This is a genomic window from Trichocoleus sp. FACHB-90 (assembly GCF_014695505.1).
Lineage (GTDB): Bacteria > Cyanobacteriota > Cyanobacteriia > Cyanobacteriales > FACHB-T130 > Funiculus > Funiculus sociatus.
Genome location: NZ_JACJOK010000073.1, coordinates 52951 through 77653, shown reverse-complemented (window position 1 = coordinate 77653; position 24703 = coordinate 52951). Strand labels below are relative to the sequence as shown.

Sequence of the window (24703 nt, the reverse complement as noted above, 5' to 3'; positions counted from 1 at the left end):
GCCAAGAATCACCTAATCTTTGCGTTTTAAACTCATTATTTGCGTTTTGCAGCAGACTTAGCAGCTTTTGCCGCTTTTTTCGCAGCTTTCTCGGCTTCAACAGCTGCTAATTTTGCCTGCTCTTTTTCTTCAGCAATCTTATCGAGATAGTAGTGATAATCGCCCCGATAAACTCGGAATTCACCCTCACGAATCTCGACAATTTTATTCGCCACTTTGGAAATAAAATATCGGTCGTGGGAAACTACAATTACCGTGCCATCGTAATTCTGGATTGCCTCTTCCATCATTTCTTTGGCTGGAATATCCAGGTGATTAGTAGGCTCATCCAAAATTAGAAGATTTGCTGGACGTAAAAGCATTTTTGCCAAGGCAAGACGCGCTTTTTCTCCTCCACTCAAGGCAGCAACTTTTTTAAATACGGTGTCGCCACTAAATAGAAATCTTCCCAACAAGGTGCGAACTTCTTCATTTTTCCAGTCTGGCACTTCGTCATGGATAGTTTCCATAACTGTTCTAGAAAGATCCAAAGCTTCTGCCTGATTTTGCTCGAAGTAGCCTGGAATGACGTTGTGAGCGCCTAAAGTTACTGTGCCTTCCGTGGGCTGTTCCATGCCCATAATCAGGCGCAGTAGGGTGGATTTGCCAGCACCGTTGGGGCCGAGAAAGGCAATGCGATCGCCTCTTTCAATTAACAGGTTCGCATCCAAGAATAGAATCTTGTCGTCATAAGTATGTACCAAATCGTTAATTTCCACCACCTCGCGGCCGCTGCGAGGCGCGGGGGGAAATCGAAAGTGTAGCGTTCTTAATCCGCCTGTTGGCGCTTCGATCCGCTCAATTTTTTCTAGTTGTTTCTCGCGGCTTTTTGCTTGGGTGCTGCGAGTTGCACTAGCGCGGAAACGGTCAACAAAAGTTTGCTGTTTTTCTAATTCTTTTTGCTGGCGTTCGTAGGCGCTTAATTGTGCTTCTTGGTTCTCTGCTTTTTGTTGTAAATAAGCAGAATAGTTGCCCAAGTAGGTAGTAGAAACTCCGCGCTCAGTTTCTACAACTTGGGTACAAAGACGATCGAGAAATTCCCGATCGTGGGAAACTATGACTATCGGGTTTTTAAGTCCCTTGAGATAGGTTTCCAGCCACTCAATAGTTTCTAAATCCAGGTGGTTTGTCGGTTCGTCCAGCAGCAATAAATCTGGTTTTTGCAGTAATATTTTGCCTAAGCTCATTCGCATCTGCCAGCCGCCGCTGAAAGCACTAACGAGGCGATCGCCATCTTCCGACGTAAACCCCATCTCTGGCAACATTTTCTCGATCCGCGCATCCAACCCGTAGCCATCCAAAGCTTCAAATTGTCGCTGGAAACGATCTAATTTATGGATTAGTTTGTCTAATTCTTCTGGGGTGGCGGTTTCCATGTCTCGCTGCACCTGCGCCAAGGATTGCTGCGCCTGGTTCGCTTCGGTAAACACTGTCCAGAATTCTTCCCGCACGGTGCGCGTGGGATCTACCTCAAATTCTTGTGTCAGGTAGGCGATGTGCAAACTGGCAGGACGGATGATTTCACCGCTTGTGGGTTCTGTCTCTCCCGCTATAATCTTGAGTTGGGTGGATTTGCCTGCACCGTTAACGCCGACTAAGCCAATGCGATCGCCCGCTTTGACTTCCCAGTTGACATCTTTGAGGATTTCGCCTGTGGGGTATATTTTACTGATATGTTCGAGTCGCAGCATCAATAGTCTCCAAAAAATATAGCAGCAGGACAAATGAGAGCGCCGGACGAGGGTGCAGTCACAGATTTATCTGTCAGGCGGTAGCACTTGGTCGAGTTAATCTTAACAAAATTTAATTGTAAATTGAGTGCTGGCAACCCTACACAAGGCAGATTCAAGAATCTAAGGGTAGGCGCGGTAGGGTAACGTTATTGCTTGGGAGCATTTCACGTTTATGCACTCAGGCTGTTTTTGCTTCGCTCACGCCAATACCGACTTTGGAAGAGTCAGAATAATTGTAGGTTGCGCCCGTGCAAAATAATGAAACCCAACAATTGCCTTTATAGCCTTGATTTTCATTATTTTAACCCAACCTACGTTTACTTTTTTTTGAGTTTTGGGAGGTTATCTTAAAACAAGCGCGCTTTGTTTCTTAATCATGACCATCCCGGACTTCAATTAATTCCTCAATCGGCTTACCTACGATTCTGGCGATCGCTCCTAGCTGACTATCACTAACTTCTTTCCCAGCATAAATTTCTTTTAGTTCTCTCCACGACAATCTATAAGAATCGCAGAAGCGAACAAACTCTTTATCACTTATGTCTAGTGCTTCTTGTCTGTCGCGCAGGAGGTAAGCGATCGCTCCCGTTCCATTCTGGGGGCGTTCGGTGCTTTCTACGTATTTCTTCATCAACTCATTGACTTTATTTGTGTCACCCCCAGACTCAAGTATTAAGTCAAAACAAGCCATCTTAAATGCTTTGCGTAGTCTTTCATTATCATTGAGAAATTCAATGATTTTACTTCCATATTCTGGCTTTAAAAATCCGATAACAGTTTCTTTGTAGTAAATCGGAGAATAAGTATCGTTGGCATCAAATTTCCAATTTACAGATTGATTATTTTGCGGCATTTTAGCACCTCCTGACGACAGCTATCTCTACAAGCTTTTCGGGCAAATCCTTAGGTCTGAAGCTTTAAATTTTATACATTTTTTGTGCTAACGATAAATTTGACAATATTGTTTTATAATACATTGATTATCTATTTTATATTTTTAATAGAAATAAACTACAACAAAATAATACTTTTGAAAAGCATTAGCCAAACTTTTCTGGCTGCCAAGAAAGCTCGGCGGAATAATCAGTTGTTTTTTAGGTAATGGCGAGAATCATCCCGGCTTTGTAGCAGGAGGCCAGCCTATATGCGTTCTTAACCAATTTTGCCAGAATTTCAGGCTAGGGATAGTGGCGTAGAAGGCCAAACTAATTGATAAGCTCTTTTACTTCCTGGTTTTCGCCGCCAGCATCTGGTAGGGTAGCTGCAAAAGAGCTGATTTAACTTTTTATTGGTCTTGAGTGCGATCGCTTCCGCTTCCGGCACAAGATCGCCCTTGCCAACTTTAGGAGCGATCGCTTCCACAACCCTCAACAACCCGATTTGTTTCAGCTACCTGAAGATTCAGCCGCAGTAGCAAATCTCTCCGCTGCGGCTTGAACGATTGTCGCCACCTGAGTCAGAGGCATATATTTAATTTGTCTCAAAATCTGATTTAAATCTGAGGATTCTGACACTGGCTTTCCCTCCAAACAGCTGAGGATCTCCTCCAGGGTATAACCTGCTCTCTTTGCGATCTGAGCCAAATTTTCCATATCGGGAACTGTCACCCCCCTTTCCCAATACTGAACAGCAGTAGCAGAAACTCCTAAAAGCTTGCCGAACGCTCGCTGACTCATCGATCCACGAGCTAGTTTGATGATTTCAATCAGTTTTTCTCTACTTTCGATGTTCACGCCTAGACAGCTACTCAACCGCATCTACAAGTTTACTTGTGATTTATTACATTTTCACTTGTAGCTTGACAATGCTGCTTTAAACAAGCTATGTTAAAAGTATACTTAAATATAGACAAGTATACTTTTAAACGTCATCAAAAAAATAACCTGACTGGTTTGAACCGGAAACACCTTGGCTTTGTAAGGTGGCACAGCAGGTAAATTTTTGAGCAAACATCAAAAAATTAGCAGTGGCTAACAATGAGCAACAGACGCAGTAGAAATGGTAAGACGCGATCGCCTCGTAGCCTCACAGCCACAGGATGGCTCAAACCCACGCGATGGCAGATTTCCCGCCAAGAGGCAGCTGACGCGCTTTTGATGCCTCTAGAGCGAATTGTCAAGGTGTATCCAAAACGTCATCAGGTGATTGTGGTATTCCTGAACGAGCAAGGTCAAAAGTGCAGTTCTTTTTTCAGTTATAGGTTGTTTGCACGTTGGCAGACCGAAGCGATCGCGGCGATTTTAAGTTGCAACTTGGAAGTATTAGCGAGTCTGGAAGAGGTTGTCCAGTACGATATACAGCGGTTTAACTACCTTCCTGAGATGGCGGATGCGATTTGGGATGCGCTGCTAGACCATATTACTCGGTTGGCGGTAGCGGAGCGCTTTGCCAAAGAAGCTGTTAAATAAAAAACCCAGCCGTTTAAATGCAGCTGGGGAATTGTTGCTATACATGAAGCTTTATTTTAGTTAGCAGTAGAAGCAGCTAGCTCTGCCAAACGCTCCTGCTGATCTTGAGAGATACAAGCCTGAATAATACCTTCCAGATCGCCTTCGAGAACTGGGTTAAGGCTGTAATTCTGATTCAGGCGATGGTCTGTCACCCGGTTATCTTTGTAATTGTAGGTGCGGATTTTTTCTGAACGAGAGCCAGTGCCTACCTGAGAGCGACGCATAGAAGTAACAGCTTCCTGTTGTTCGTGCAGCTTTATTTCGTAAAGCTTAGCGCGGAGGATTTGCATCGCCCGCTCTTTGTTTTGCAGCTGACTTCTCTCTTCAGTACAGAAAATCCGAATTCCTGTTGGTTTGTGGATCAGGTCAACAGCTGTTTCCACCTTGTTGACGTTTTGACCACCCGCACCACCAGAACGAGCGGTTTTGAGTTCAATATCCTTCGGGTCAATGTGGATCTCGACATCATCCACCTCTGGCATTACAGCCACGGTTGCGGTTGAGGTGTGAACTCGTCCGCCCGCCTCCGTCAGAGGTACGCGCTGCACCCGATGGACACCAGCTTCATACTTTAGCTGACTGTAAACGTCGTCGCCCTTGATTTCCAGAATTGCCTCTTTAAAGCCGCCCATCTCCGCTAGTGACTCACTGAGCAAGCTGACTTTCCAGTTTTGGGTTTCAGCATAGCGCGAGTACATCCGCACCAAATCGCCAGCCCAAATACTCGCCTCATCTCCGCCAGTACCAGCGCGAATTTCCAGCATGATGTTTTTGTCATCATTGGGATCGCTGGGCAAAAGCAAAATTTTGAGGCGCGTTTCCAGTTGCTCTAGTTTTTCCTCTAATTCCTTTACTTCCAGGGCTGCCATTTCCTGGAACTCTGGATCGCTGGCAGATTCCTTGAGTACCTGTCTTGCGCCCGCCAAATCTTGCCCTGTCGTCTTCCACGTTTCGTAGGTGTTGACAGTTTCCTCCAAGGACGAACGAGCCTTCGCGACTCGTTGATACTCGTTCGGGTTGTTGGCAATATCTGGATCTGCCAGTCGGCGGGTCAACTCATTAAAGGTTTGCTCAACGGATTTTAGTTTCTCCAGCAGATATGTTTCAGCCATTGGTCTGCGATCGCTCCATAAAAACAGCTTTGTTGCTTAACATCAATAACTTCGACCCCATAGGCGGGTCGTGCTACCGAGCATAGCAACCCCGCTATTTTTTATTGTTGGAGCCAGCATCACCAGCTTGAGATTGATCCCCTTCCAGCATCCCGTATTTCCGCAGGAAGCGCTCAACCCGTCCTTCCGTGTCAATAATTTTCTGCGTACCAGTGTAAAACGGGTGGTTGCCAGACCAAACATCAACGTGAAGTTCTGGCTTAGTGGAACCAACGGTCATCACTAATTCCCCGTTGCAGTACACTTTAGCTTCCGGATACCACTCCGGATGAATTCCTTGTTTTGCCATAATTACTTGTCTGCTCCTCGACAATTTTCATTGCCTATGTTTATTGTAGCTTTCCAATCTGGGCAGTCACCCAAAGCCTTTTTAGGCAAAGGACAAGACGCTTCGGGCAACCCAAAAGCCTCTTGCCTTTATTCTTATCGCTTAGAGTACTGCGGAGCTTTACGAGCTTTGTGCAAGCCGTATTTCTTCCGCTCTTTGGCGCGGGGATCGCGGGTTAAGTAGCCTTCGCTTTTCAAAGGCTGACGGTTGTCTGGATCGAGCTGACACAAAGCTCTTGCGACTCCCAACCGAATCGAGTCTGATTGACCGGTTAAGCCACCACCGTGAGCTTTCACCAGAATGTCATACTCATTTTCCAGTCCCAGAGTTTCCAGGGGAGCTTTGGCTGCTGAGAGGTAAGCTGAATTGTAGTTGAAGTAGTTGTCGCCAGGGCGGTCATTAACAATCATCTGACCGCTACCAGGTACCAGGCGAACTCTCGCCACGGAAGATTTGCGGCGACCAGTTCCCCAGTACATAACGCGACCACTTTGTTCTGTTGCTTGCATTAATTTTCTCCTGGGATTGTATTAATCTTGACTTCCTGGGGTTTTTGTGATTCGTGGGGATGTGATGGCCCCGGATAAACTTTGAGCTTGGTAAATAGTTGTCTTCCCAGAGAATTTTTGGGGAGCATTCCGCGCACGGCGGTTTCGATGATCCGCTCTGGCATCCGATCTTGCAGCTTAGCGAAGGTTTCAGTCTTCATCCCGCCTGGACGCCCGGAATGTCTCCGGTATAGCTTCTGGGTACGTTTTTTACCAGTAACAACGACTTTCTCGGCATTGACGACAACCACGAAGTCGCCTGTGTCCATGTGAGGAGTGAAAATTGGTTTGTTTTTTCCACGCAGGATCATGGCAATTTCACTCGCCAAACGCCCCAGCCGTTGATCTGCGGCATCGACGACGTACCAATTGCGCTCGATAGAGTCTAGAGAAGGGAGAGGAGTTTTGTTCATAATTTTGTCCGTTGGTAGGACAGGCACGACGCCTGTCGTCAGTTGTCTGTCTTATAGAGAAGATGATTACCGCAAGTCTTCGTTCGTTGCCCGTCTTGTAGAGACGGAGATTGTCCTTGTCTTGGCAGTGGAAAAACAACGGACGAAGGACCAAAGGCGAATTTGGGCTGGGTGTCAAACCAAATTTCGGGGGGAAAGGGGATATCTGGGTAGCCGACTCGCAACAGGCAAAGACCTTTTGCCGGGGCAGAATATTTTACTTCATGCCGCCGCTCATTTACCCACAAATCGGTAAAGTTTTCTGGCGATCGCTCACCCCTTCCCACTTGCACCAGTAAGCCCACCAGCAGCCGCACCATGCCATACAGAAATCCATTTGCCTGAATCTCAATATAAATAAATGAGCCTTCTCGGTGGCATTGAGCCTCCTGCACGTCCACCCAAGAATGCGATCGCGCCGAATGCGCTCTCATGAAAGCCGCCAGATGGTGGTTCCCTATCAAAGGGTTCAAAGCTGCCTGAATGAGAGATTCGTCTAGGGGTGCATAATAATAATGCCAACTGAAGGGCTGCACAAACAAGTTTGGCTTGCGATCTGTATAAATCGTGTAGCGATATCTGCGCCAGGTGGCAGAAAATCGGGAGTGCCAGTTATCATCGACCGCAGCTGAGGCTCGAATCAGAATATCCTTGGGCAGTTGGCTATTAAGAACACCCGCCCACTTATCCGCGGGGATTGAACCAACTGCCTCAAAGTGTGCCACTTGCGCTGCCGCATGAACACCGCTATCTGTGCGCCCTGCACCGTACAAGGTAACTTTTCGCCCCTGCACCCTGGACAAAACTGTTTCAATTTCTTCCTGCACAGTGCGCCCATTCGCTTGCCGCTGCCAGCCATGAAAATGAGTACCCAAGTATTGGATTACCAGGGCGACTCGCTGTTTGTCCGTTGTTTCTTGTCCTTTGTGCATGGCTGATTGCCAATTGCTAATTGCCGCCTCTTGTGATTAGCTATTAGCCATTAGCACCTTCTTCAGACCAACTCGATAATTGCCATTTCGGCATTATCACCCCGACGGCGCACGGTATGGAGGATACGGGTATAGCCGCCGTTACGCTCTCCATAGCGGCTAGCAGCTTGTTCAAACAGGGCATGAACCAGCTGTTTGTCGTAGATATAGCCCATAGCTTGCCTGCGGGCTGACAGAGAGCCATCTTTTGCCAAGGTAATCATTTTGTCCACTTCCGAGCGAACCGCCTTGGCTCGCGTTTGGGTGGTAGTGATTCTACCCTGGCGAATTAGTTCGGTTGCCAGCGATCGCAATAGCGCTCGGCGCTGGTCAGCAGGCTTACCTAATTTTGGAACACGACGTCTGTGACGCATAACAATTTTGGATTTTGGTTTGAAAGTTTATAAGAAATTGAAAAAAGTTAGGAGGCGAGGAGTTCTTAACTCATAACTCATAACTCCTAACTCTTTCACTTCAAGTAGGTTTTGCCGCCTTTTCGTGCGGCAGCGTGATCCCAAGTCGCCGCTGCAAAGCTTCGATGACTTCTTCTGCCGACTTTTGACCAAAGTTTTTAATCTCCAGCAGATCCTCCTGGCTGTAATCCAGCAAGTCAGCTACAGAATTAATCTGCGCCCTCTTGAGACAGTTGTAGGCTCGTACCGAGAGCTGCAATTCTTCTATTGGGATCTGGCTGGTAGGATCTTCATTATCGGGATAATCAACCGTCATCGGATCGAGGGTGATATCTTTCAGGGGGTTGAATAGATCCACCAGGATACTTGCGGCTTGAGACAGTGCTTCTTGGGGAGTCAGACTGCCATTAGTCCAAATTTCCAATATCAGCCGATCTCTTTCCAGAGAACCGTCAATGCGGGCATCTTCAACGCTGTAGTTGACTTTATGCACTGGCATAAACACGGCATCAATTTGGAGGAAGTCTAGAGCAGCAGCTTCGTCGCGTCCTCGATCAACTGCTCGATATCCTTTCCCTCTTTCGATGCGAAACTCCATTTCCAGCCTAGCGTCGTCCGCCAGGGTAGCAATATACTGGTTAGGATCAACTGCATCAACTTCAGTTGGTAAATCAAATCGTCCGGCTGTCACCGTCGCTGGACCTGTGACGGCTAATCGAGCAATTTGGGGATGAGAAGAGTGACTTTTGAGTACAATGTCCTTCATATTCAGGAGAATTTCTAGGACATCTTCCCGCACCCCCTCAATTGTGGCAAACTCATGATTAACCCCCGCAATCCGGACAGCTGTCACAGCCGTACCTTCCAAGTTAGACAATAGAACCCGCCTCAGCGCATTGCCAACGGTGGTGCCTTGACCGCGCTCTAGAGGCTCCAAGACAAATTTGCTATATTGGCTACGATTGTTCTCAGTTTTGGACTCTACACACTCGATTTGAAACTGCGCCACGGAGTGACCTCCCTTCTTCATAAAACCCCTGGAAAGCACGTAAAAGTGCTTTTCCAGCATTGCCCCTGCTGTTCCAAGGCACAACAGCAGTTAGCTGTTAGCCAATATCCGCTAATTGCTAGTTGCTTTTAAAGCAATCCTAGACTCTACGCCGCTTAGGCGGACGACAGCCATTATGAGGAATTGGCGTCACATCTCGAATGAGCGTTATTTCCAGTCCTGCCCCTTGCAGCGCCCGAATTGCGGTCTCTCGACCAGCTCCGGGACCACTAACCATTACTTCAATCTGACGCATTCCCTGATCGGTCGCTCGGCGAGCGGCACTTTCAGCGGCGGTCTGAGCGGCAAAAGGTGTTCCCTTTTTGGCGCCCTTGAAGCCACTGGAGCCTGCTGAAGCCCAGGAAAGTACGTCCCCGTTAGTATCGGAAATCGTGACGATGGTGTTGTTAAAGGTGGACTGGATGAAGGCTACGCCATTGGGTACGTTGCGTTTTTGCTTTTTTGCACCAGTTTTCTTGGTTGGTTGTCGCGCCATGAGGGTCTAGTTGACAGTAGTTATAATGGTTTTGCTGAATTGGTAGGTCAATTAGCTAATGAGGGTAGCTGCATTTTTAAAAGCAGCTAACAGGCTCTTAATGGCTATTTCGGCCCTGGTGCTTTTCTCTTACCTGCGACCGTAAGCCTTCTACCGCGACGGGTTCTGGCATTGGTACGAGTTCTTTGCCCTCTAACTGGCAGACCCATACGATGACGCCGCCCCCGATAGGAGCCGATATCAATCAGCCGCTTGATGCTCATAGACTCAAAGCGCCTGAGATCCCCTTCAACTTGATAGTTGCTTTCTACTGCTTCGCGCAGGGAAGCAACGTCGGCGTCACTCAAGTCTTTAACTCTTGTGTCTGGATTAACCTTCGTTGCTACCAATATCTCTTTGGAGCGCGAGAGTCCAATTCCGTATATGTAAGTAAGACCAATTTCAACTCGTTTGTCCCGAGGAAGGTCTACCCCAGCAATCCGTGCCACGCTTGTTGTCTCCCTAGTCTTGCTTTTGTGCTATAGATTTGTTCTGGTGTAGTTAGGTTAAGTTAACCTTGGCGTTGTTTGTGTTTTGGGTTGGAACAGATAACCATAACCCGGCCGCGCCGACGAATGACGCGGCATTTTTCGCAAATCTTTCGGACTGATGCTCGAACTTTCATGCCTATTTTGGCTACATTGCAAGCTCTATATTATAACACTTGTTAGGTGCATTTGTAAGTTAATTTGCCAGGGCAAATTTTTAATAAGACAAGCTTATTTAAGAGTGAACCGTTTTTAGTTACGGCTACTTTTTGTTACGCAGTCGGTAGGTAATTCTGCCTTTGGTCAGGTCGTAGGGGGTTAGTTCCACTTTGACGCGATCGCCTGGCAGAATCTTGATGTAATTTCGGCGGATTTTGCCGGAGATATGAGCTAATACATTAAATCCATTGTCCAAATCAACGCGAAACATAGCATTAGGCAACGATTCTGTCACCGTGCCTTCCATTTCAATTAAGTCTTGTTTAGCCAAGTTGTCTTTTCCTCAATTTTTCTGTTTTTAGACGCGCATCATAGGGCTGATTGTCGGTCAAGGCTTTCTTAACATATTTTATCAAAAAATCAACCCATCGGTTTGAGGTCAGTATCTGCTGCTAGTCTGGCAACAGACTGACCCCAAAAGAGATTAATGATGCACCACCTGTTTGAGTGCGTTAGTGACTTCATCAAGCGAGCGATCGCCATCAACTGAAACCAACTTCGAGCGATCATTATAGAAATCAATCAGCGGTGCCGTCAGGGAGCGATATACTTCCAAACGGTGGCGAATGACATCTTCCTTATCATCGCTCCGCCCTTCCTTGCGCCCTCGTTCCAACATCCTTGCGACCAACACTTCATCTGGGACTTCCAGGTTAAGCGCGTACTTGATACCCTGGTTCAATTCCTGTAGCAGTGCATCCAGAAAAGTCGCCTGGGAGACGTTACGCGGAAAACCATCCAGAATCCAACCAGGTTTGGCATCAGATTCAAGAAGGCGATCACGGATCATATCCAAAATCAGATCATCAGGAACCAACTCACCGCGATCCATGTACCCCTTGGCCTTTAGACCGAGTGGAGTTCCAGCAGCCTTGGCATTTCGTAAAATGTCACCAGTGGAAATGTGCGGAATTTCCAGCTCCTGAGCCAGAATTTGTGCCTGAGTTCCTTTCCCCGCCCCTGGCGGCCCCAAAAAAATCAATCGCGTCACTACTGCTTCACCATTCCTTCATACCGCTGGGAGATGACATAAGTTTGAATTTGCTTAGCTGTATCAATTGCAACACCCACCAAAATCAGCAAAGAGGTAGCTCCCAGCCCCTGAAAGGTAGTAATCCCAGTAACACTTTCCACAGCTGTTGGCACGACTGCCACCAAGCCCAAAAAGATAGCGCCTAAGAATGTCAATCGATTCAACACCCGCTCAACATACTCGCTAGTGGCACGACCCGGACGAATACCAGGAATACTGGCACCCATCTTTTTCAGGTTCTGTGACATATCTACCGGGTTCACAATCAGAGAAGCGTAGAAATAGCTAAAAAACAGAATCAAGATGAGATAAACCGTCACATAAACCCACGGCATCTGACCACTTGGGTTGAGTGCATTAGCAACCTGGGTCAAAATTAGATGGAGTTGAGATAACAACTGGTTGTTGCCACTGTTTTGAGTAATCTGAGCTAGAAAACTAGGGAAAATCAAAACCGAAGACGCAAAGATGATCGGCATAACGCCGCCCTGATTGAGTCGCAACGGCAGGTAATTTGTTCTTTCCCGATAAAGTCTTCTGCCCACCTGACGGCGTGCCGAAATAATCGGTATTCGCCTGGTTCCCTCCTGAACAAACACAATCCCCAGGATCATCACCAGGAAAACTACGAGCAGAATAATTACAGGCCCCACATTGCGATTATCAAGCTGAGCGTAATTAATAGTTTGCCCAAGGGAACGAGGTAGAACCGCCACAATATTGATAAAAATCAACAGTGAAGCACCGTTCCCAATTCCCCGTTCAGTAATCAGTTCTGACACCCACATGACAAACATTGAACCTGCTGTCAGCGCCAGTGCTGTCTCGGCCATGAACAGAGTCCCGCGAACATCCGTTGCATAACGCTCAAGCCACCCGGCAATGAAGGTACTTTGAAGCAAAGCTCCCCCCAGCGCTACATAACGAGTAACCTGAGAGATTTTTCGCCGCCCTGCTTCCCCCTCATCCTTCTGCAATTTCTCCAAAGCTGGGATAGCAGCTGTGAGCAATTGGATAATGATCGAGGCATTAATATAGGGCAAAATCCCTAAAGCAAAAATCCCCAAGGCAGAAATACCGCCCCCTGAGAAGATGTCCAAAAATCCAATTAAGGGGCTATTTTGAATATCTCTACCAAACGCGGCTCGGTCAATCCCTGGTACGGGCAGAAAAATGCCAACGCGAACTAAAATTAGCAGACCGATGGTAACTAGCAGGCGGCCCCTAAGACCAGCCGCCTGAGCCATCTGCAAAAAAGTTTCCTGAGCAGTTGGAGTTTTATCTCGACTAACAACCATGAAGCGATACCTCTACGTCATCGAGCAGGCGCTGGCACACACAATGCTTAACCCTATCGGGCAGCGACAACTTCGCAGCTGCCGCCAGCTGCTTCAATTTTGCTGCGAGCCGAGCCTGTAAAAGCAGCAGCTTTTACATTCAGAGCCACGTTCAGATCCCCGTCTCCGAGAATTTTTAGAGGCCCGTCGTTGGAGGTGACAATACCACGATCCATTAATGCGGTTAGGTTCACCTCTGTATCAGCAGGGAGTGATGCCAGCTTACTTACGTTGATCGTAGTGTACTGTTTACGATTTACGACCGTAAAGTGCTTTAACTTGGGTAGGCGGCGGTAAAGGGGCATTTGTCCACCTTCAAATCCGGGTCGCGTACCCCGACCGGATCTTGATTTTTGTCCGCGCATACCAAAGCCACCGCTAGCGCCTTGACCAGCTGCAATACCGCGACCTATGCGACGGCGGCGCTTTTTTGAGCCTTTTTTAGGAACTGCGTCTTCTAATCTCATGTCTTTTGTCCTTTGTCAGTTGTCAGTTGTCAGTTGCCAGTTGTCAGTAGGCGTTTGAAGGTTTGAACGTTTAAACGAGAAACCTACCCAACGTTCCAACTTTCCAACTCTTGCCTGACCACTGACCATTAAGCGTAGAGGTTTTCAATGGGGATACCGCGTTCTTCAGCCACATCCGAAAATGTCCGCAAGGTGGAGAGAGCGTTGATGGCGGCTCTGGCGTTGTTCAAGGGATTGTTAGAACCCAGCTGTTTTGCTAGGATGTTGCGAACCCCAGCTAATTCCAGCACCGTGCGAACGGCACCCCCGGCAATTACCCCTGTTCCAGGGGCTGCTGGCCGCATCATCACTTTGGCACCACCACCGTCACCGTTGATGGGATGAGGAATGGAATTTGATTTAGTCAAGGGGATGTCAATCAAATGCTTTTTGCCGTCGGCGACACCTTTACGAACAGCTCCAATTACGTCGCTAGCTTTGCCGACACCAACACCAACTTGCCCACGCTCATTGCCAATAACGACGATGGCGCGGAAGCTGAGTTTTTTACCGCCTTTGACGACCTTGCTGACGCGACGGATTTGGATCACCCGTTCTTGAAATGTAGTTTCTTTTTCCCGACGTGCAGAATTTTTACGACGTTCTTTTGCCATTGCTTTATCTTGAACCATTACAGTGAAAGTAAAAACTAAAAAGGCAAAAGCAAGAAAACTAGGAAAAATATAAAATTTCTTTTACCTTTTGCCTTTTGTCCTTTAAAAATCCAACCCAGCTTCGCGGGCCGCATCTGCGAGGGCTTTGATGCGACCGTGGTAAAGGTTGCCGCCGCGGTCAAAGACAACTTTTGTGATGCCAACTTCGAGCGATCGCTCGGCAATTAGCTTACCCACTTCTACGGAGGCTGCTACATTCGCTCCTCCTTCTAGGCGCGATTTCAGCTCTGGCTCTAGGGTAGAGGCAGCAGCTAGGGTACGCTGTTGGGCATCGTCAATCACCTGAGCATAAATATGCTGATTGGAGCGAAAGACGGCTAAACGAGGGCGATTGCCTGTACCGTTCACCTTGCGACGTACCCGCCGATGCCGACGGTGAATTGATTCTTTCCGAGTTAGCTTCATTTTTACTTCTTACCTGCCTTTCCAGCTTTACGTCTCACCACTTCACCGGCGTAGCGGATACCTTTACCCTTGTATACTTCCGGTGGGCGGACAGCGCGAATTTTGGCTGCAATGTTCCCCACGATTTCTTTATCAATACCGCTCACAATGACATTGGTGTTGTTTTCCACCGCCATCAGAACGCCTTCTGGGGGGTCAATTTGCACCGGGTGACTGTAACCCACGTTCAAAATTAAATTGCGACCTTGAACTGAGGCGCGATAACCGACACCCTGGATTTCTAAGCGTCGCTGGAACCCTTGAGAAACCCCATCAACCATGTTGGCAACCAAAGTCCGGGACAAGCCGTGGCGCTGACGAGCTGCACGAGATTCATCGCGTCGCTTCACTACAATCGTTTCGCCTTCCTGCTCGACGATCACCTGCTCTGGCAGAACCCTGGAAAGTTCACCTTTAGGGCCTTTAACTGCCACATGTTGACCGTCAATGGCAACTTGAACTTTAGCGGGAATATTAATGGGGCGCTTGCCAATACGAGACATAACTAATTACTCCTTTTTTTTGTCAGTTGTCCCTGGGCGTTTGAACGTTTGAACGTTTGAAAGTTGTTAGAACAAAAGTCCCTTTCTAACGTTTTAATTTGACAACGTTCCAGTGACCAATGACTACCAGATGTAGCACAGCACTTCCCCGCCTACCCCCTGACGCCGCGCATCCCGGTCAGTCATAATGCCACTGGAGGTAGAAATGATCGCAATTCCAATACCGCCCAGCACACGGGGTAAGTCTTTACGGTTGGAATATACTCTAAGTCCTGGTTTGCTGACCCGCTTCAAGGTGTTGATAATCGGTTGGCGATTCTTGCCTTTGTATTTTAAGGAAACCAGCAGGTGTCGCTCGATGCCCTCGCCAACTTCTTCAAAATCAGCAATGAAGCCTTCAGCTTTCAGGACTTGAGCAATGCTCTTCGTCATTTTAGTTGCTGGTATTTCTGTTGTTTGATGCCGCGCCATATTCGCATTCCGAATGCGAGTCAGCATATCTGCTATTGTGTCGTTTGCCGCCATTGTTCCCTCCTTATTATGACTGCCTCAGTTATCCCGGAAGGGCATTCCCATTTCTTTGAGTAAGGCGCGGCCCTCTTCGTCGGTATTTGCTGTGGTGATGATTGAAATGTCCATGCCACGAATTTGATCGATGTTGTCGTATTCTATTTCTGGAAATATCAGCTGCTCTCTAATGCCTAAGCTGTAATTTCCCCGACCATCAAAGCTCTTGGGACTGATACCGCGAAAGTCCCGAATGCGTGGCAATGACAGGTTGATTAATCGATCAAGAAAGGCATACATCCGATCTCCTCGAAGTGTTACCATTACGCCCACTGGCATACCTTGGCGAAGTTTAAAACCTGCGATCGCTTTTTTCGCCCGTGTCACCACAGGCTTTTGACCCGCGATCTTGGCAATTTCGTTCAGGGAAGATTCCAGTGCTTTAGCGTTAGTAGATGCCTCTCCTAAACCTCGATTAATCGAGACCTTTACAATTTTGGGTACCTGATGGACATTGGTGTAATTAAACCGATCTGTCAGTTTAGGAACAATTGTCTCTTGGTACAGCGTTTTCAGTTTTTGTGCCATTGGTTTTTTCCTTCATGCCCTGGGCTTGGTCAGGGAAAATAGTAGTTAACAATTAGCCGACTGGCAATTAGCTTGCACAGCTAATTGCTATTAGTCAATGATTTCTCCAGTCTTTTTGAGCATCCGCACTTTACGACCTTCTTCATTAAAGGTGTAACAAATGCGGCTGGCAATTTTTTGGCTGGTCGAATAAAGCATAACGTTAGAGCTGTGAATCGGGGCTTCTATCGTAACGATTTGACCGGATTCACCTTCTTGCTGAGGTTTTACGTGCTTGGTTTTGATGTTAACCCCTTTAACAATTACCCGGCTTTCTTCGGGAATCGCTTTTAATATTTCACCAACCTTGCCTTTATCTCGACCAGCGATTACTTGCACTGTATCGCCTTTTTTTACGTGCATTTTATAGCGCACTTTCGGCTGGGAGCCGTTTCTTTTAAACTGTTTTGTTGCCATTAGAGTACCTCTGGAGCCAGGGAAACAATTTTGGTGAAATTTTTGTCGCGCAGTTCCCGTGCGACTGGACCGAAAACGCGAGTTCCCCTGGGGTTGCCATCTGCGTTGATGATCACGGCGGCGTTATCGTCAAAGCGAATACTCATACCGCTGTCCCGGCGCATATTCTTCTTGGTGCGGACAATTACGGCTCTTACAACGTCGGACTTTTTGACTGCCATGTTGGGGATAGCGTCTTTGACAACGGCGATGATCACATCGCCAACGCCGCCATAGCGCCGACTGCTGGCACCTAAGACGCGGATGCACATCAATTTGCGAGCGCCGCTGTTATCTGCGACATTTAGGTAGCTTTGAGGTTGAATCATAGTTTTGAGTTTTGAGTTTTGCTCCCGCTGGAGACTTCCGTTGCTCGGAGTTTTGAATAATAGTTTTGAGTTTTAAGTTTTGAGTTTTGAAGCCGGAAGAATTCAAGAAATTCTAGACTTGGAATTTTTAACTCAAAACTCAGCTCTCAAAACTCATAACTTTCTTATTGAGCCTCGCGATTGAGAATTTCAGCGACTGTCCAGCGTTTAGTGCGACTCAAGGGGCGCGTTTCTGTAATTCGGACGCGATCGCCCACCTTGCACTCATTCTCCTCATCGTGAGCCTTGTACCGCTTCGTGTTTACCACAATTTTTCCGTACTTCGGATGTGGCGAACGGTTTTCCACGGCGACCACTACGGTCTTTTGCATTTTGTCGCTGACGACCACGCCAACTCGTTCTTTAACTGCCATTGGGGTCTACTCTACTCCTGGGATTGTGCATCTGGCTGTGGTTCTGGGGCTGGCTGGCTATCTGTTGCCGCCCGTTGCCGCTCACCTTCCACGGTCAGCAGCTGACCTAACCGATGCTTCATATGCTTGAACTGATGTGGCTTTTCCAGGCGTCGGGTTGCCTGTTGCATCCGCAAATCAAACAGTTGCTGTTTGACAGCTAAAATCTCATCAGCCAGTTCCTGGTCATTTAAATTTCTGGCTTCTTCTATCTTGGGCAGAGGCATAATTTACACCTGTTCCCCTTCACGTGTGATGAACTTTGTCTTAATCGGCAATTTGTTGGAGGCCAGACGCATTGCCTCGCGGGCAGTTGCTTCCGGTACCCCGGCAATCTCAAACAATATCCGCCCTGGCTTGACTACAGCTACCCAAAACTCCGGTGAACCTTTACCAGAACCCATCCGGGTTTCGGCTGGACGCATGGTTACTGGTTTATCTGGGAAGATACGAATCCAGATTTTGCCACCCCGGCGGATATAGCGGTTCATGGCTCGGCGACTGGCTTCAATTTGGCGGGATGTAATCCAGGCTGGTTCTGTGGACTGGAGGCCAAAGTCACCAAAATTTAGGTCACTGCCTCTGGTTGCCAACCCGTTCATCCGCCCGCGCTGCTGTTTGCGAAATTTAGTTCTTCTGGGACTTAACATGATTTGTCCTTTGCTAACTGCTAATTGCTAATTTCTTCTTACTAATAGCCGATAGCTATTAGCAATTAGCTATTACTCATTTGAGCGGTCTTCAAATTGCTGGCGGCGGCGCTGTTGGCGACGCCGGGGTTGAGCATTATTAGGAGCAGGCGCTTCTTCCTGACCTGGAATAACCTCACCTTTGAAGATCCAAACTTTAACGCCAAGAATCCCGTAAATGGTTTTGGCGGTGCGGTAAGCGTAGTCGATGTCTGCCCGGAGGGTATGTAGTGGTACTCTACCTTCCCGCGTCCACTCGGTTCGAGCAATTTCTGCCCCGTTTAACCGTCCGCTTACTTGCACTTTAATTCCCTGGACTTCAGCGCGTTGGGCGCGTTGAATTGCCTGACGCACAACTCGCCGGAAGGAAACTCGTCGTTCCAGCTGCTGGGCGATGTACTCGGCAATCAGCCCAGCATCGGCATCCACCCGCGCCACTTCAATAACGTTGATCCGGATTTGCCGATTACTGCCGCCTAGAGCTTCAAGAAGCTTGGAGCGTAATTCTTCAATACCTTGACCACCTCGACCTACCACAACACCCGGTCTAGCTGTGTGGATTTCCAAATCGATTTGGTCAGCTTTGCGCTCGATTCTCACTTGAGAGATGCCAGCGTTAGCGAGTTTTTTCTCCACTACCTGCCGAATGGTGTGGTCTTCTTGCAGGAGTTCTGGGTAGCGCTTAGCATCCGCAAACCAACGGGAGCGGTGTTCTTGGGTGATACCCAGTCGAAAACCAATTGGATGAATTTTCTGTCCCACGAATGCTTCCTCTAAATCAGTGCTGAGTGATGAGTGCTGAGGACTGAGTAAATGATTGAGTAAAACTGTTACTCATTCCTCATAACTCAGTTCTGTTATTTTTCTTCTGTGTCTGCTGCAACGGCTACTGTGATGTGACACGTTGGCTTGCGAATCTGATAGGCGCGTCCTTGAGCGCGGGGCCGGAAGCGCTTCAAGGTTGGCCCTTGGTCAGCATATGCCTTAGAGATCACTAATTTCGCTGGGTCTAACCCGGCGTTATGCTCGGCATTGGCTGCTGCTGAGCGCAGTACATCGCGGACTGGATCGCAAGCCCGATAGGGCATAAATTCCAGCACAATCAGTGCTTCACGATATGACCGCCCCCGAATTTGGTCGAGAACTCGCCGCACTTTGTGGGGGGACATCCGGATGTAGCGAGCGATCGCTTTGACTTCTTCTGTAGTATCAACTGCCATAGATTTCTCCGTTTTAATAATTCTGAATCTTGTCTAATTCAAAATTCAAAATTATCTCTTTGCCTTGGAATCTTTCGAGTGTCCTCGGAAAGTACGAGTAGGAGCAAATTCGCCTAACTTATGTCCTACCATTTGCTCGCTGACGTAAACCGGAACGTGCTGACGACCATTGTGAACCGCGATGGTGTGACCCAGCATTTGCGGCAAAATTGTTGAGGCGCGAGACCAAGTTTTTATCACCTGCTTTTCGCCTCTGGCGTTCAAAGTTTCAACTTTTTTCAGCAGATGATCCGCAACAAAAGGACCTTTTTTAAGAGAACGACCCATACTTCACATAACCCCAAATTATTTTTGATTTTGGATTTCTGATTTTGGATTTTGGATTTTGGTTTTATTGCCAATCTAAATTCCAAAATCTAAAATCTAAAATTCTAAGATTCCCGACCGCCACGACCGCGCTTAGAAGCTTTACGACGACGACGAACAATCAATTTACTGCTTTGCTTCTTGGGCTTACGAGTCTTATAGCCCAAGGTTGGTTTACCCCAAGGAGTCACAGGTCCGCTTCTACCAATCGGTGCGCGTCCCTCACCACCACCGTGTGGGTGGTCAACTGGGTTCATAACGCTTCCTCTCACCTTCGGACGGCGGCCCTTCCAGCGATTGCGACCTGCTTTGCCTGCACTCAGGTTTCTATGCTCAACGTTGCCAACCTGTCCAATCGTGGCGTAGCACTCGCGGCGCACCATCCGGACTTCACCGGAGGGCAGCTTGATGGATACATAGCCACCTTCTTTTGCTACTACCTGAGCAGTGGCACCAGCAGCGCGAACAATTTGACCGCCTTTACCTGCTGTCAGTTCTACATTGTGAACGCTAGTTCCCAATGGAATATTGCTTAACGGTAAAGCGTTGCCAATCTCGATGGGGGAGTTAGAACCTGCGGTGATAAATGTGCCTACCTCTAACCCTACTGGGTGGAGAATATAGCGCTTTTCTCCGTCCTGGTAATAAAGCAGGGCAATGCGAGCATTACGATTCGGATCGTACTCAATCGCTGCTACTTTTGCGGGAATATCTCGCTTATCGCGGCGAAAATCTATCACCCGATAGAGGCGTTTGTGGCCGCCACCCCGACGGCGACTGGTAATTACCCCGCGATTGTTGCGACCTTTGTCGCGATGGTTAAAGTGGGTTAGTGATTTTTCCGGCTCACTCTTGGTAATTTCGGCAAAGTCCGAAATTGTAGTCTCGCGAGTGCTGGGGGTGTAGGGCCGATAGGAACGGGTACCCATAATTTAAACTCTTAGTTGAACTGCTAAATGTTGAGTGTTATTTTGGATTTTGATTATTTAAAATCCAAAATTTAAACTTCTGGGAACAGGGTAATTGAGTCGCCGCTTACTAAGGTTACGATCGCTCGTTTGTATTGAGGCTTAAACCCGGCAAATTTGCCGACGCGACGCTTGCGGCGTGGTAGACGAAGGGTGTTGACACTCAAAACCTTTACTTTAAACAGGTCTTCAATTGCTGCTTTAATTTCGGGTTTGGTCGCTTTGGGAATTACTTCAAAGACGTACTTGTTCTGCTCCATGTGCAGAGTCGCCTTTTCTGTGACTATGGGGCGATAAACCAGATCCGCCAGGTCGCGGCGATTAAATTCACTCACTGTAAACCTCCTGAATTTTGGCGAGGGCAGATGGCGTTGTTACGATTTTGTCAGCGTTAAGCAGGTCAAAAATATTCAATTGGTTAGCAAAAATTAGCTTCAAATTGACGATATTTCGGGCTGACAAATAAACGTTTTCTTGGCGCTCTGGCAAAATGAGGAGGATTTTTGATTGTGGATCGACTCCCCAACGAGCGATCGCTTCAACCAATTCCTTTGTTTTTGGTTTTGGCAACTTGTCGCCAAATTCCTCAACTACAACCATGTCGTCGGCGCGGTCAGCGATCGCTGTTCTCAACGCCAAACGCCGCTCCTTGCGGTTCATCTTCAGGTCATAGTCTCTTGGCTTGGGTCCGAAGATCACACCACCACCACGCCACAAGGGTGAACGAATCGAACCCGCACGAGCGCGACCTGTCCCCTTTTGTCTCCAGGGTTTACGTCCGCCTCCTCTAACTTCAGCGCGGGTTTTGGCGCTAGCGGTGCCTTGACGAGCATTTGCCTGCTGCCGGACTAATGCCCGATGCACAATATGTGCGGCGTTCTCTTCTTTGGCAACCTTTAATTCTAGTGTCGCCTGCCCGACTTCTTCCCCATCCCAATTGTGTACTACACAGTTAACCATATGCTTAGTCCGAGAGTCCTTTGTCAGTTGTCCGAGAGTCTTTTGTCAGTTGTCCTTGAAGAATGACTAATGACTAATGACTAATGACTACTTTCGACCTACCTTTTTGGCAGGCAAAATATTGACGAGCGCACCTGGTTTACCGGGAACCGCTCCCTTGATCAGCAGCAAGTTGCGTTCCGCGTCTACCCGCACTACTGTCAGTTTGCGAATTGTGACGCGATCGCCACCTAAACGACCTGCCATCCGCTTCCCTGGATACACACGCCCTGGTGTGGTTCCAGGACCCGTCGAACCGGGCTGACGGTGGTTTTTGGAACCGTGAGACATGGGTCCCCGCTTGAAATTGTGACGCTTTTGATATCCGGCAAAGCCCTTACCGATGCTTGTACCGATTACATCCACAATTTGACCAGCAGTAAATAAATCTGGCTTTAACTGCTGACCCAGCTCAAACTCACCTACGTTATCTAGGCGATACTCCCGCAGTTTCCTTAAAGGAGCAGCGCTCGATTTTGCCAAGTGTCCCAATAGGGGTTTGTTCAACGCCTTTGGTTTCACTTCTTGATAACCAAGCTGGACGGCAGCGTAGCCATCTGTGTCCTTGGTTTTAATTTGCGTTACAGTACATGGCCCAGCCTGGATGACTGTTACAGGAATTGCTTTTCCTGTTTCGTCAAATACTTGGGTCATGCCGAGTTTGGTTCCGAGGATACCAATAGGCACGGCTTTTTGGTTTCTCCCTTTTACACACTACAAAGAGGCGGTGTTGCGATCACTCGCCACACCGACAAGCTCTTACAAACGTTTTCATTCGTTGCGATCAGACCAGCCAGAGATAGCACTGCCTCGCATTGAATCGAAGCAAGCTTTTAAGAAAGCTTTTAAGAAAGCTTTCCGCTCAGATGGTGTGAACCTATTCGACCGTCGGATATGCGACAGAAGGGCATTGCCTATATTCGCGGGGACTTAAGCAGCTTTATCTACTCAGTATCCCGAGAAGGCGAATGTGGTTTTTCCGGTGCTTTGAAGATTTCCGTCAAGAAGCCTTCTTTTATACCATCGCTTGGAACGAAATCGCTGGGAACAATGAACTTTCTATTCTTATGACTGCACAGCCTTTTAGCTGAAAGCCTAATGTCCCTTTACCCGATCTCGACCTCAGCGGCAATAACCGCCTGAATTTTGACCACAATTGTTTACTATAAACCCTTTCTTAAGAATTGTCTACTAACCGCTAATTTTTTTTTGTCTTGTCCCAGTTGATAGGCTCCTCACCACCCAACTATAATAAATCCGCAGCACTCATTAACAAAACTTAAAGCAGGGTAGAAGATAAATATATGGCACTTATCACGATCGGCAATCAATTTGTCAAAGGACTGGAAAAGGAGGGGGCTTTGGGGATGTACGTACCCTTAGAAGGAGGCTTTGAGGGACGTTACCAGCGGCGGTTGCGTGCAGCTGGCTATACCACGTTACGCATTAGTGCAAAAGGACTAGGCGACTTAGCTGCGTATTTAACAGGCGTTCACGGTGTGCGTCCCGCGCATTTGGGTAAAAAAGACATTCGGACTTATTTCATACCGCCTGTGGTGAATTACCAATTGGAACACCTACCCCCCAAGTCGAAGGGTTTAGTGTTGTGGATTATCGAAGGAAATATCCTCTCGCGTGAGGAAGTGGAATATTTAACCGCTTTGCCAAGCATAGAACCGCGAGTAAAAATTGCGGTGGAGATGGGGGGCGATCGCGCATTCCGTTGGACACCACTGAAGAATGCGATCGCTGCTGCTTAAGCAACCGATTTTTTCTAGCGATCGCCCACAGTCCTGCGACAACTGCTCATTTCCTACAATCGTCAGGCATTTTTACTTAGCCCCGCAGCAAGAACTCCGTTGCGGGGCTAACTTATCCCTATCAAAAATAACCTGAATCGCCTAAATTATAGCTACTACAACCCATTAAACGATTTAGTTTTGATACCTTTAAAGAAGCAAACTAATAAGGCAAACTTTTATGGTGGAAAATCGCGACTATACCTTAATCATTGACAAAAGCGGCAGTATGTCACTAATAGACCAGCCAGGAAGTAAAAGTCGCTGGGTGGTCATGCAGGAATCTACCCTCGCCTTAGCGAGTAAATGTGAAGAATTCGATCCTGATGGCATTACCATTTATTTATTTGCTAGTAGATTCAAACGCTATGACAATGTAACCGCCAGTAAAGTAATGCAAATTTTTCGGGAAAATGAACCATCTGGTCGTACCGATTTGGCGGGAGTTCTCCAAGATGCAACCAATAGCTACTTTCAGCGCAAAGCAACCGGACAAACTAAGCCAAATGGTGAAACTATTTTAGTAGTTACGGATGGGGAACCGGATGACCGAAAAGCGGTGATGAAAGTAATTATTGAAGCTTCTCGCCGTATGGATAGAGATGAAGAACTGGCAATTTCGTTTATTCAAGTTGGCGCAGACGCACAAGCCAGTAAATTTCTCAAAGTGCTGGATGATGAACTGCAAAGTGCTGGTGCCAAGTTTGATATTTGTGACACCGTAACCATTGATGACATGGAGGACATGACCCTGACTGAAGTGTTAATAAATGCCATTATTGACTAACACATAGTTTTATTTTGGGTTTGAAATTTGGATTTTAGATGAGTAAGGGTGTATCTAAAATTTAAAGTTTCAAATCTAAAATCTATTGGAGGTATCAAAATCATGGAATCGATAGATGACATACTTGCGTCAGTTAAGGCTGAGTATGAAGTAAAAGACAACCCAAAACTGCTTCACAACCCGCAACAACTCAAAGAGAAGCTAGTGAACCCGCACGCGATCGCGCCGTCTGTAGAGGTAGTTGAGAATTTGCCCCTGCAACCTGGAAAAAATAACTTGTCTTCCTCCCATGAAGATAGGGTACTAGCTCAAGTTAAGGCTGAGTTTGAGGAACAAGAAAAAGCCGAAAATCTGAAAAAGCAGCAACAACTAGCAGAGAAAAAGATTAAGCAGGAACAAATTAAGCAGCAGCAAAGAGAGGCACTAGCAAACCAAGCGAAGGAGTGGCTGAAAAATTTAAACCCACTCTCAGAAGAAGGTCTTTGGTTTGAAGAATTTGCCTATGCTTACCCATCCAAACTAGATGCAGCCATTGATTACCTTCAAGCCTTGCGGGAAACGCAACCGTAAAGAGTCTAGAAGTAACTAAAACTTTTTATTTTTTTAATCTC

At 47.4% G+C, this 24703-nt stretch carries 40 protein-coding genes; 5 read left to right on the top strand and 35 right to left on the bottom strand.

Annotation, left to right across the window (positions count from 1 at the left end; genetic code table 11):
• Nucleotides 1-35 precede the first annotated feature (35 nt).
• The 4 genes from H6F74_RS21680 to H6F74_RS21665 all read right to left on the bottom strand — a co-directional run bounded on the left by H6F74_RS21680 (nucleotide 36) and on the right by H6F74_RS21665 (nucleotide 3505).
• Entirely contained in the window at nucleotides 36-1730 is a 1695-nt protein-coding gene (locus H6F74_RS21680) for an ABC-F family ATP-binding cassette domain-containing protein (protein WP_190444233.1), read from the bottom strand.
• Between the two features lie 412 nt (nucleotides 1731-2142).
• Complete coding sequence (locus H6F74_RS21675; RefSeq protein ID WP_190444232.1) at nucleotides 2143-2625, bottom strand: hypothetical protein; 483 nt, start codon at nucleotides 2623-2625, stop codon at nucleotides 2143-2145.
• A 320-nt stretch (nucleotides 2626-2945) separates the two neighbouring features.
• Nucleotides 2946-3143 (bottom strand): hypothetical protein, encoded by a 198-nt coding sequence (locus H6F74_RS21670; protein WP_206756338.1) that lies wholly within the window; start codon nucleotides 3141-3143, stop codon nucleotides 2946-2948.
• 14 nt (nucleotides 3144-3157) lie between these two features.
• Nucleotides 3158-3505, bottom strand: coding sequence for a helix-turn-helix transcriptional regulator (locus H6F74_RS21665; protein ID WP_190444230.1), 348 nt, complete (start codon nucleotides 3503-3505; stop codon nucleotides 3158-3160).
• 243 nt (nucleotides 3506-3748) lie between these two features.
• Between H6F74_RS21665 and H6F74_RS21660 the strand changes: the two genes are divergently transcribed.
• The gene (locus H6F74_RS21660; RefSeq protein ID WP_190444229.1) at nucleotides 3749-4180 is read left to right on the top strand and encodes a hypothetical protein; all 432 of its coding nucleotides are present in this window, start codon (nucleotides 3749-3751) and stop codon (nucleotides 4178-4180) included.
• A gap of 56 nt (nucleotides 4181-4236) precedes the next feature.
• Here the strand turns inward: H6F74_RS21660 and prfA are convergent, their stop codons facing one another.
• The 31 genes from prfA to rplC all read right to left on the bottom strand — a co-directional run bounded on the left by prfA (nucleotide 4237) and on the right by rplC (nucleotide 22193).
• Nucleotides 4237-5334: a peptide chain release factor 1 gene (prfA, locus tag H6F74_RS21655; RefSeq protein ID WP_190444228.1), complete on the bottom strand. Its 1098-nt coding sequence runs from the start codon at nucleotides 5332-5334 to the stop codon at nucleotides 4237-4239.
• Nucleotides 5335-5428: 94 nt separating this feature from the next.
• Complete coding sequence (gene rpmE / locus H6F74_RS21650; RefSeq protein ID WP_190424391.1) at nucleotides 5429-5683, bottom strand: 50S ribosomal protein L31; 255 nt, start codon at nucleotides 5681-5683, stop codon at nucleotides 5429-5431.
• 134 nt (nucleotides 5684-5817) lie between these two features.
• Entirely contained in the window at nucleotides 5818-6231 is a 414-nt protein-coding gene (rpsI, locus tag H6F74_RS21645) for a 30S ribosomal protein S9 (protein WP_190424389.1), read from the bottom strand.
• Nucleotides 6231-6683, bottom strand: a complete 453-nt coding sequence (gene rplM, locus H6F74_RS21640; RefSeq protein ID WP_190424388.1) for a 50S ribosomal protein L13 — start codon at nucleotides 6681-6683, stop codon at nucleotides 6231-6233. The genes rpsI and rplM overlap by 1 nt, the downstream gene beginning before the upstream one ends.
• Before the next feature lie 38 nt (nucleotides 6684-6721).
• Nucleotides 6722-7654 carry a tRNA pseudouridine(38-40) synthase TruA gene (truA, locus tag H6F74_RS21635; RefSeq protein ID WP_190444227.1) on the bottom strand — a complete coding sequence of 311 codons (933 nt, stop codon included), beginning with the start codon at nucleotides 7652-7654 and terminating at the stop codon, nucleotides 6722-6724.
• Nucleotides 7655-7716: 62 nt separating this feature from the next.
• Nucleotides 7717-8067, bottom strand: coding sequence for a 50S ribosomal protein L17 (rplQ, locus tag H6F74_RS21630; RefSeq protein ID WP_190424386.1), 351 nt, complete (start codon nucleotides 8065-8067; stop codon nucleotides 7717-7719).
• Between the two features lie 100 nt (nucleotides 8068-8167).
• Nucleotides 8168-9136: a DNA-directed RNA polymerase subunit alpha gene (locus H6F74_RS21625; protein ID WP_190424514.1), complete on the bottom strand. Its 969-nt coding sequence runs from the start codon at nucleotides 9134-9136 to the stop codon at nucleotides 8168-8170.
• A gap of 118 nt (nucleotides 9137-9254) precedes the next feature.
• Nucleotides 9255-9650: a 30S ribosomal protein S11 gene (gene rpsK, locus H6F74_RS21620; protein WP_190424385.1), complete on the bottom strand. Its 396-nt coding sequence runs from the start codon at nucleotides 9648-9650 to the stop codon at nucleotides 9255-9257.
• 104 nt (nucleotides 9651-9754) lie between these two features.
• On the bottom strand, nucleotides 9755-10138 hold the full coding sequence (rpsM, locus tag H6F74_RS21615; protein ID WP_190424384.1) for a 30S ribosomal protein S13: 384 nt from the start codon (nucleotides 10136-10138) through the stop codon (nucleotides 9755-9757).
• Nucleotides 10139-10200: 62 nt separating this feature from the next.
• Nucleotides 10201-10314, bottom strand: a complete 114-nt coding sequence (gene rpmJ, locus H6F74_RS21610; protein ID WP_071782548.1) for a 50S ribosomal protein L36 — start codon at nucleotides 10312-10314, stop codon at nucleotides 10201-10203.
• Between the two features lie 125 nt (nucleotides 10315-10439).
• Nucleotides 10440-10667 (bottom strand): translation initiation factor IF-1, encoded by a 228-nt coding sequence (gene infA / locus H6F74_RS21605; protein ID WP_015203280.1) that lies wholly within the window; start codon nucleotides 10665-10667, stop codon nucleotides 10440-10442.
• A 153-nt stretch (nucleotides 10668-10820) separates the two neighbouring features.
• Complete coding sequence (locus H6F74_RS21600; RefSeq protein WP_190444226.1) at nucleotides 10821-11387, bottom strand: adenylate kinase; 567 nt, start codon at nucleotides 11385-11387, stop codon at nucleotides 10821-10823.
• On the bottom strand, nucleotides 11387-12727 hold the full coding sequence (gene secY, locus H6F74_RS21595) for a preprotein translocase subunit SecY (protein ID WP_190444225.1): 1341 nt from the start codon (nucleotides 12725-12727) through the stop codon (nucleotides 11387-11389). Before secY ends, H6F74_RS21600 begins: the two co-directional genes overlap by 1 nt.
• 53 nt (nucleotides 12728-12780) lie before the next feature.
• Nucleotides 12781-13233, bottom strand: a complete 453-nt coding sequence (gene rplO, locus H6F74_RS21590) for a 50S ribosomal protein L15 (RefSeq protein WP_190444224.1) — start codon at nucleotides 13231-13233, stop codon at nucleotides 12781-12783.
• A gap of 128 nt (nucleotides 13234-13361) precedes the next feature.
• A complete protein-coding gene (rpsE, locus tag H6F74_RS21585; RefSeq protein ID WP_190424512.1) occupies nucleotides 13362-13886 on the bottom strand; it encodes a 30S ribosomal protein S5 in 525 nt (174 codons plus the stop codon).
• Between the two features lie 102 nt (nucleotides 13887-13988).
• The gene (rplR, locus tag H6F74_RS21580) at nucleotides 13989-14351 is read right to left on the bottom strand and encodes a 50S ribosomal protein L18 (RefSeq protein WP_190424380.1); all 363 of its coding nucleotides are present in this window, start codon (nucleotides 14349-14351) and stop codon (nucleotides 13989-13991) included.
• Between the two features lie 2 nt (nucleotides 14352-14353).
• Complete coding sequence (rplF, locus tag H6F74_RS21575) at nucleotides 14354-14893, bottom strand: 50S ribosomal protein L6 (protein ID WP_190444223.1); 540 nt, start codon at nucleotides 14891-14893, stop codon at nucleotides 14354-14356.
• Nucleotides 14894-15016: 123 nt separating this feature from the next.
• Nucleotides 15017-15418, bottom strand: a complete 402-nt coding sequence (gene rpsH, locus H6F74_RS21570) for a 30S ribosomal protein S8 (protein WP_190424378.1) — start codon at nucleotides 15416-15418, stop codon at nucleotides 15017-15019.
• Between the two features lie 24 nt (nucleotides 15419-15442).
• Complete coding sequence (rplE, locus tag H6F74_RS21565; RefSeq protein WP_190444222.1) at nucleotides 15443-15988, bottom strand: 50S ribosomal protein L5; 546 nt, start codon at nucleotides 15986-15988, stop codon at nucleotides 15443-15445.
• Nucleotides 15989-16078: 90 nt separating this feature from the next.
• Nucleotides 16079-16444 carry a 50S ribosomal protein L24 gene (rplX, locus tag H6F74_RS21560; protein ID WP_242017833.1) on the bottom strand — a complete coding sequence of 122 codons (366 nt, stop codon included), beginning with the start codon at nucleotides 16442-16444 and terminating at the stop codon, nucleotides 16079-16081.
• Complete coding sequence (rplN, locus tag H6F74_RS21555) at nucleotides 16444-16812, bottom strand: 50S ribosomal protein L14 (protein WP_190424376.1); 369 nt, start codon at nucleotides 16810-16812, stop codon at nucleotides 16444-16446. The genes rplX and rplN overlap by 1 nt, the downstream gene beginning before the upstream one ends.
• A gap of 164 nt (nucleotides 16813-16976) precedes the next feature.
• Entirely contained in the window at nucleotides 16977-17225 is a 249-nt protein-coding gene (gene rpsQ / locus H6F74_RS21550; RefSeq protein ID WP_190444221.1) for a 30S ribosomal protein S17, read from the bottom strand.
• 11 nt (nucleotides 17226-17236) lie between these two features.
• Entirely contained in the window at nucleotides 17237-17491 is a 255-nt protein-coding gene (gene rpmC / locus H6F74_RS21545; RefSeq protein ID WP_190444220.1) for a 50S ribosomal protein L29, read from the bottom strand.
• A gap of 3 nt (nucleotides 17492-17494) precedes the next feature.
• Nucleotides 17495-17914, bottom strand: coding sequence for a 50S ribosomal protein L16 (gene rplP / locus H6F74_RS21540; protein WP_190424373.1), 420 nt, complete (start codon nucleotides 17912-17914; stop codon nucleotides 17495-17497).
• Nucleotides 17915-17986: 72 nt separating this feature from the next.
• Nucleotides 17987-18715, bottom strand: a complete 729-nt coding sequence (gene rpsC / locus H6F74_RS21535; protein ID WP_190444219.1) for a 30S ribosomal protein S3 — start codon at nucleotides 18713-18715, stop codon at nucleotides 17987-17989.
• Between the two features lie 95 nt (nucleotides 18716-18810).
• The gene (gene rplV, locus H6F74_RS21530) at nucleotides 18811-19173 is read right to left on the bottom strand and encodes a 50S ribosomal protein L22 (RefSeq protein WP_190444218.1); all 363 of its coding nucleotides are present in this window, start codon (nucleotides 19171-19173) and stop codon (nucleotides 18811-18813) included.
• Between the two features lie 51 nt (nucleotides 19174-19224).
• On the bottom strand, nucleotides 19225-19500 hold the full coding sequence (gene rpsS / locus H6F74_RS21525) for a 30S ribosomal protein S19 (protein ID WP_190444217.1): 276 nt from the start codon (nucleotides 19498-19500) through the stop codon (nucleotides 19225-19227).
• A 104-nt stretch (nucleotides 19501-19604) separates the two neighbouring features.
• Complete coding sequence (gene rplB / locus H6F74_RS21520) at nucleotides 19605-20468, bottom strand: 50S ribosomal protein L2 (RefSeq protein ID WP_190424367.1); 864 nt, start codon at nucleotides 20466-20468, stop codon at nucleotides 19605-19607.
• 71 nt (nucleotides 20469-20539) lie between these two features.
• Nucleotides 20540-20842 carry a 50S ribosomal protein L23 gene (locus tag H6F74_RS21515; RefSeq protein ID WP_190444216.1) on the bottom strand — a complete coding sequence of 101 codons (303 nt, stop codon included), beginning with the start codon at nucleotides 20840-20842 and terminating at the stop codon, nucleotides 20540-20542.
• A complete protein-coding gene (gene rplD / locus H6F74_RS21510) occupies nucleotides 20835-21467 on the bottom strand; it encodes a 50S ribosomal protein L4 (RefSeq protein ID WP_190444215.1) in 633 nt (210 codons plus the stop codon). Before rplD ends, H6F74_RS21515 begins: the two co-directional genes overlap by 8 nt.
• An 87-nt stretch (nucleotides 21468-21554) precedes the next feature.
• Nucleotides 21555-22193: a 50S ribosomal protein L3 gene (gene rplC, locus H6F74_RS21505; protein ID WP_190444214.1), complete on the bottom strand. Its 639-nt coding sequence runs from the start codon at nucleotides 22191-22193 to the stop codon at nucleotides 21555-21557.
• Here rplC and H6F74_RS21500 point away from each other — a divergent pair.
• The 4 genes from H6F74_RS21500 to H6F74_RS21485 all read left to right on the top strand — a co-directional run bounded on the left by H6F74_RS21500 (nucleotide 22159) and on the right by H6F74_RS21485 (nucleotide 24662).
• Nucleotides 22159-22440, top strand: a complete 282-nt coding sequence (locus H6F74_RS21500; RefSeq protein WP_190444356.1) for a hypothetical protein — start codon at nucleotides 22159-22161, stop codon at nucleotides 22438-22440. The two genes, rplC and H6F74_RS21500, sit on opposite strands and share 35 nt — an antisense overlap.
• Nucleotides 22441-22810: 370 nt before the next feature.
• Nucleotides 22811-23266, top strand: coding sequence for an NAD(P)H-quinone oxidoreductase subunit N (locus H6F74_RS21495; protein ID WP_190444213.1), 456 nt, complete (start codon nucleotides 22811-22813; stop codon nucleotides 23264-23266).
• 220 nt (nucleotides 23267-23486) lie between these two features.
• Entirely contained in the window at nucleotides 23487-24092 is a 606-nt protein-coding gene (locus H6F74_RS21490; RefSeq protein WP_190444212.1) for a VWA domain-containing protein, read from the top strand.
• A 102-nt stretch (nucleotides 24093-24194) separates the two neighbouring features.
• Nucleotides 24195-24662 (top strand): hypothetical protein, encoded by a 468-nt coding sequence (locus tag H6F74_RS21485; protein WP_190444211.1) that lies wholly within the window; start codon nucleotides 24195-24197, stop codon nucleotides 24660-24662.
• Nucleotides 24663-24703: the final 41 nt, after the last annotated feature.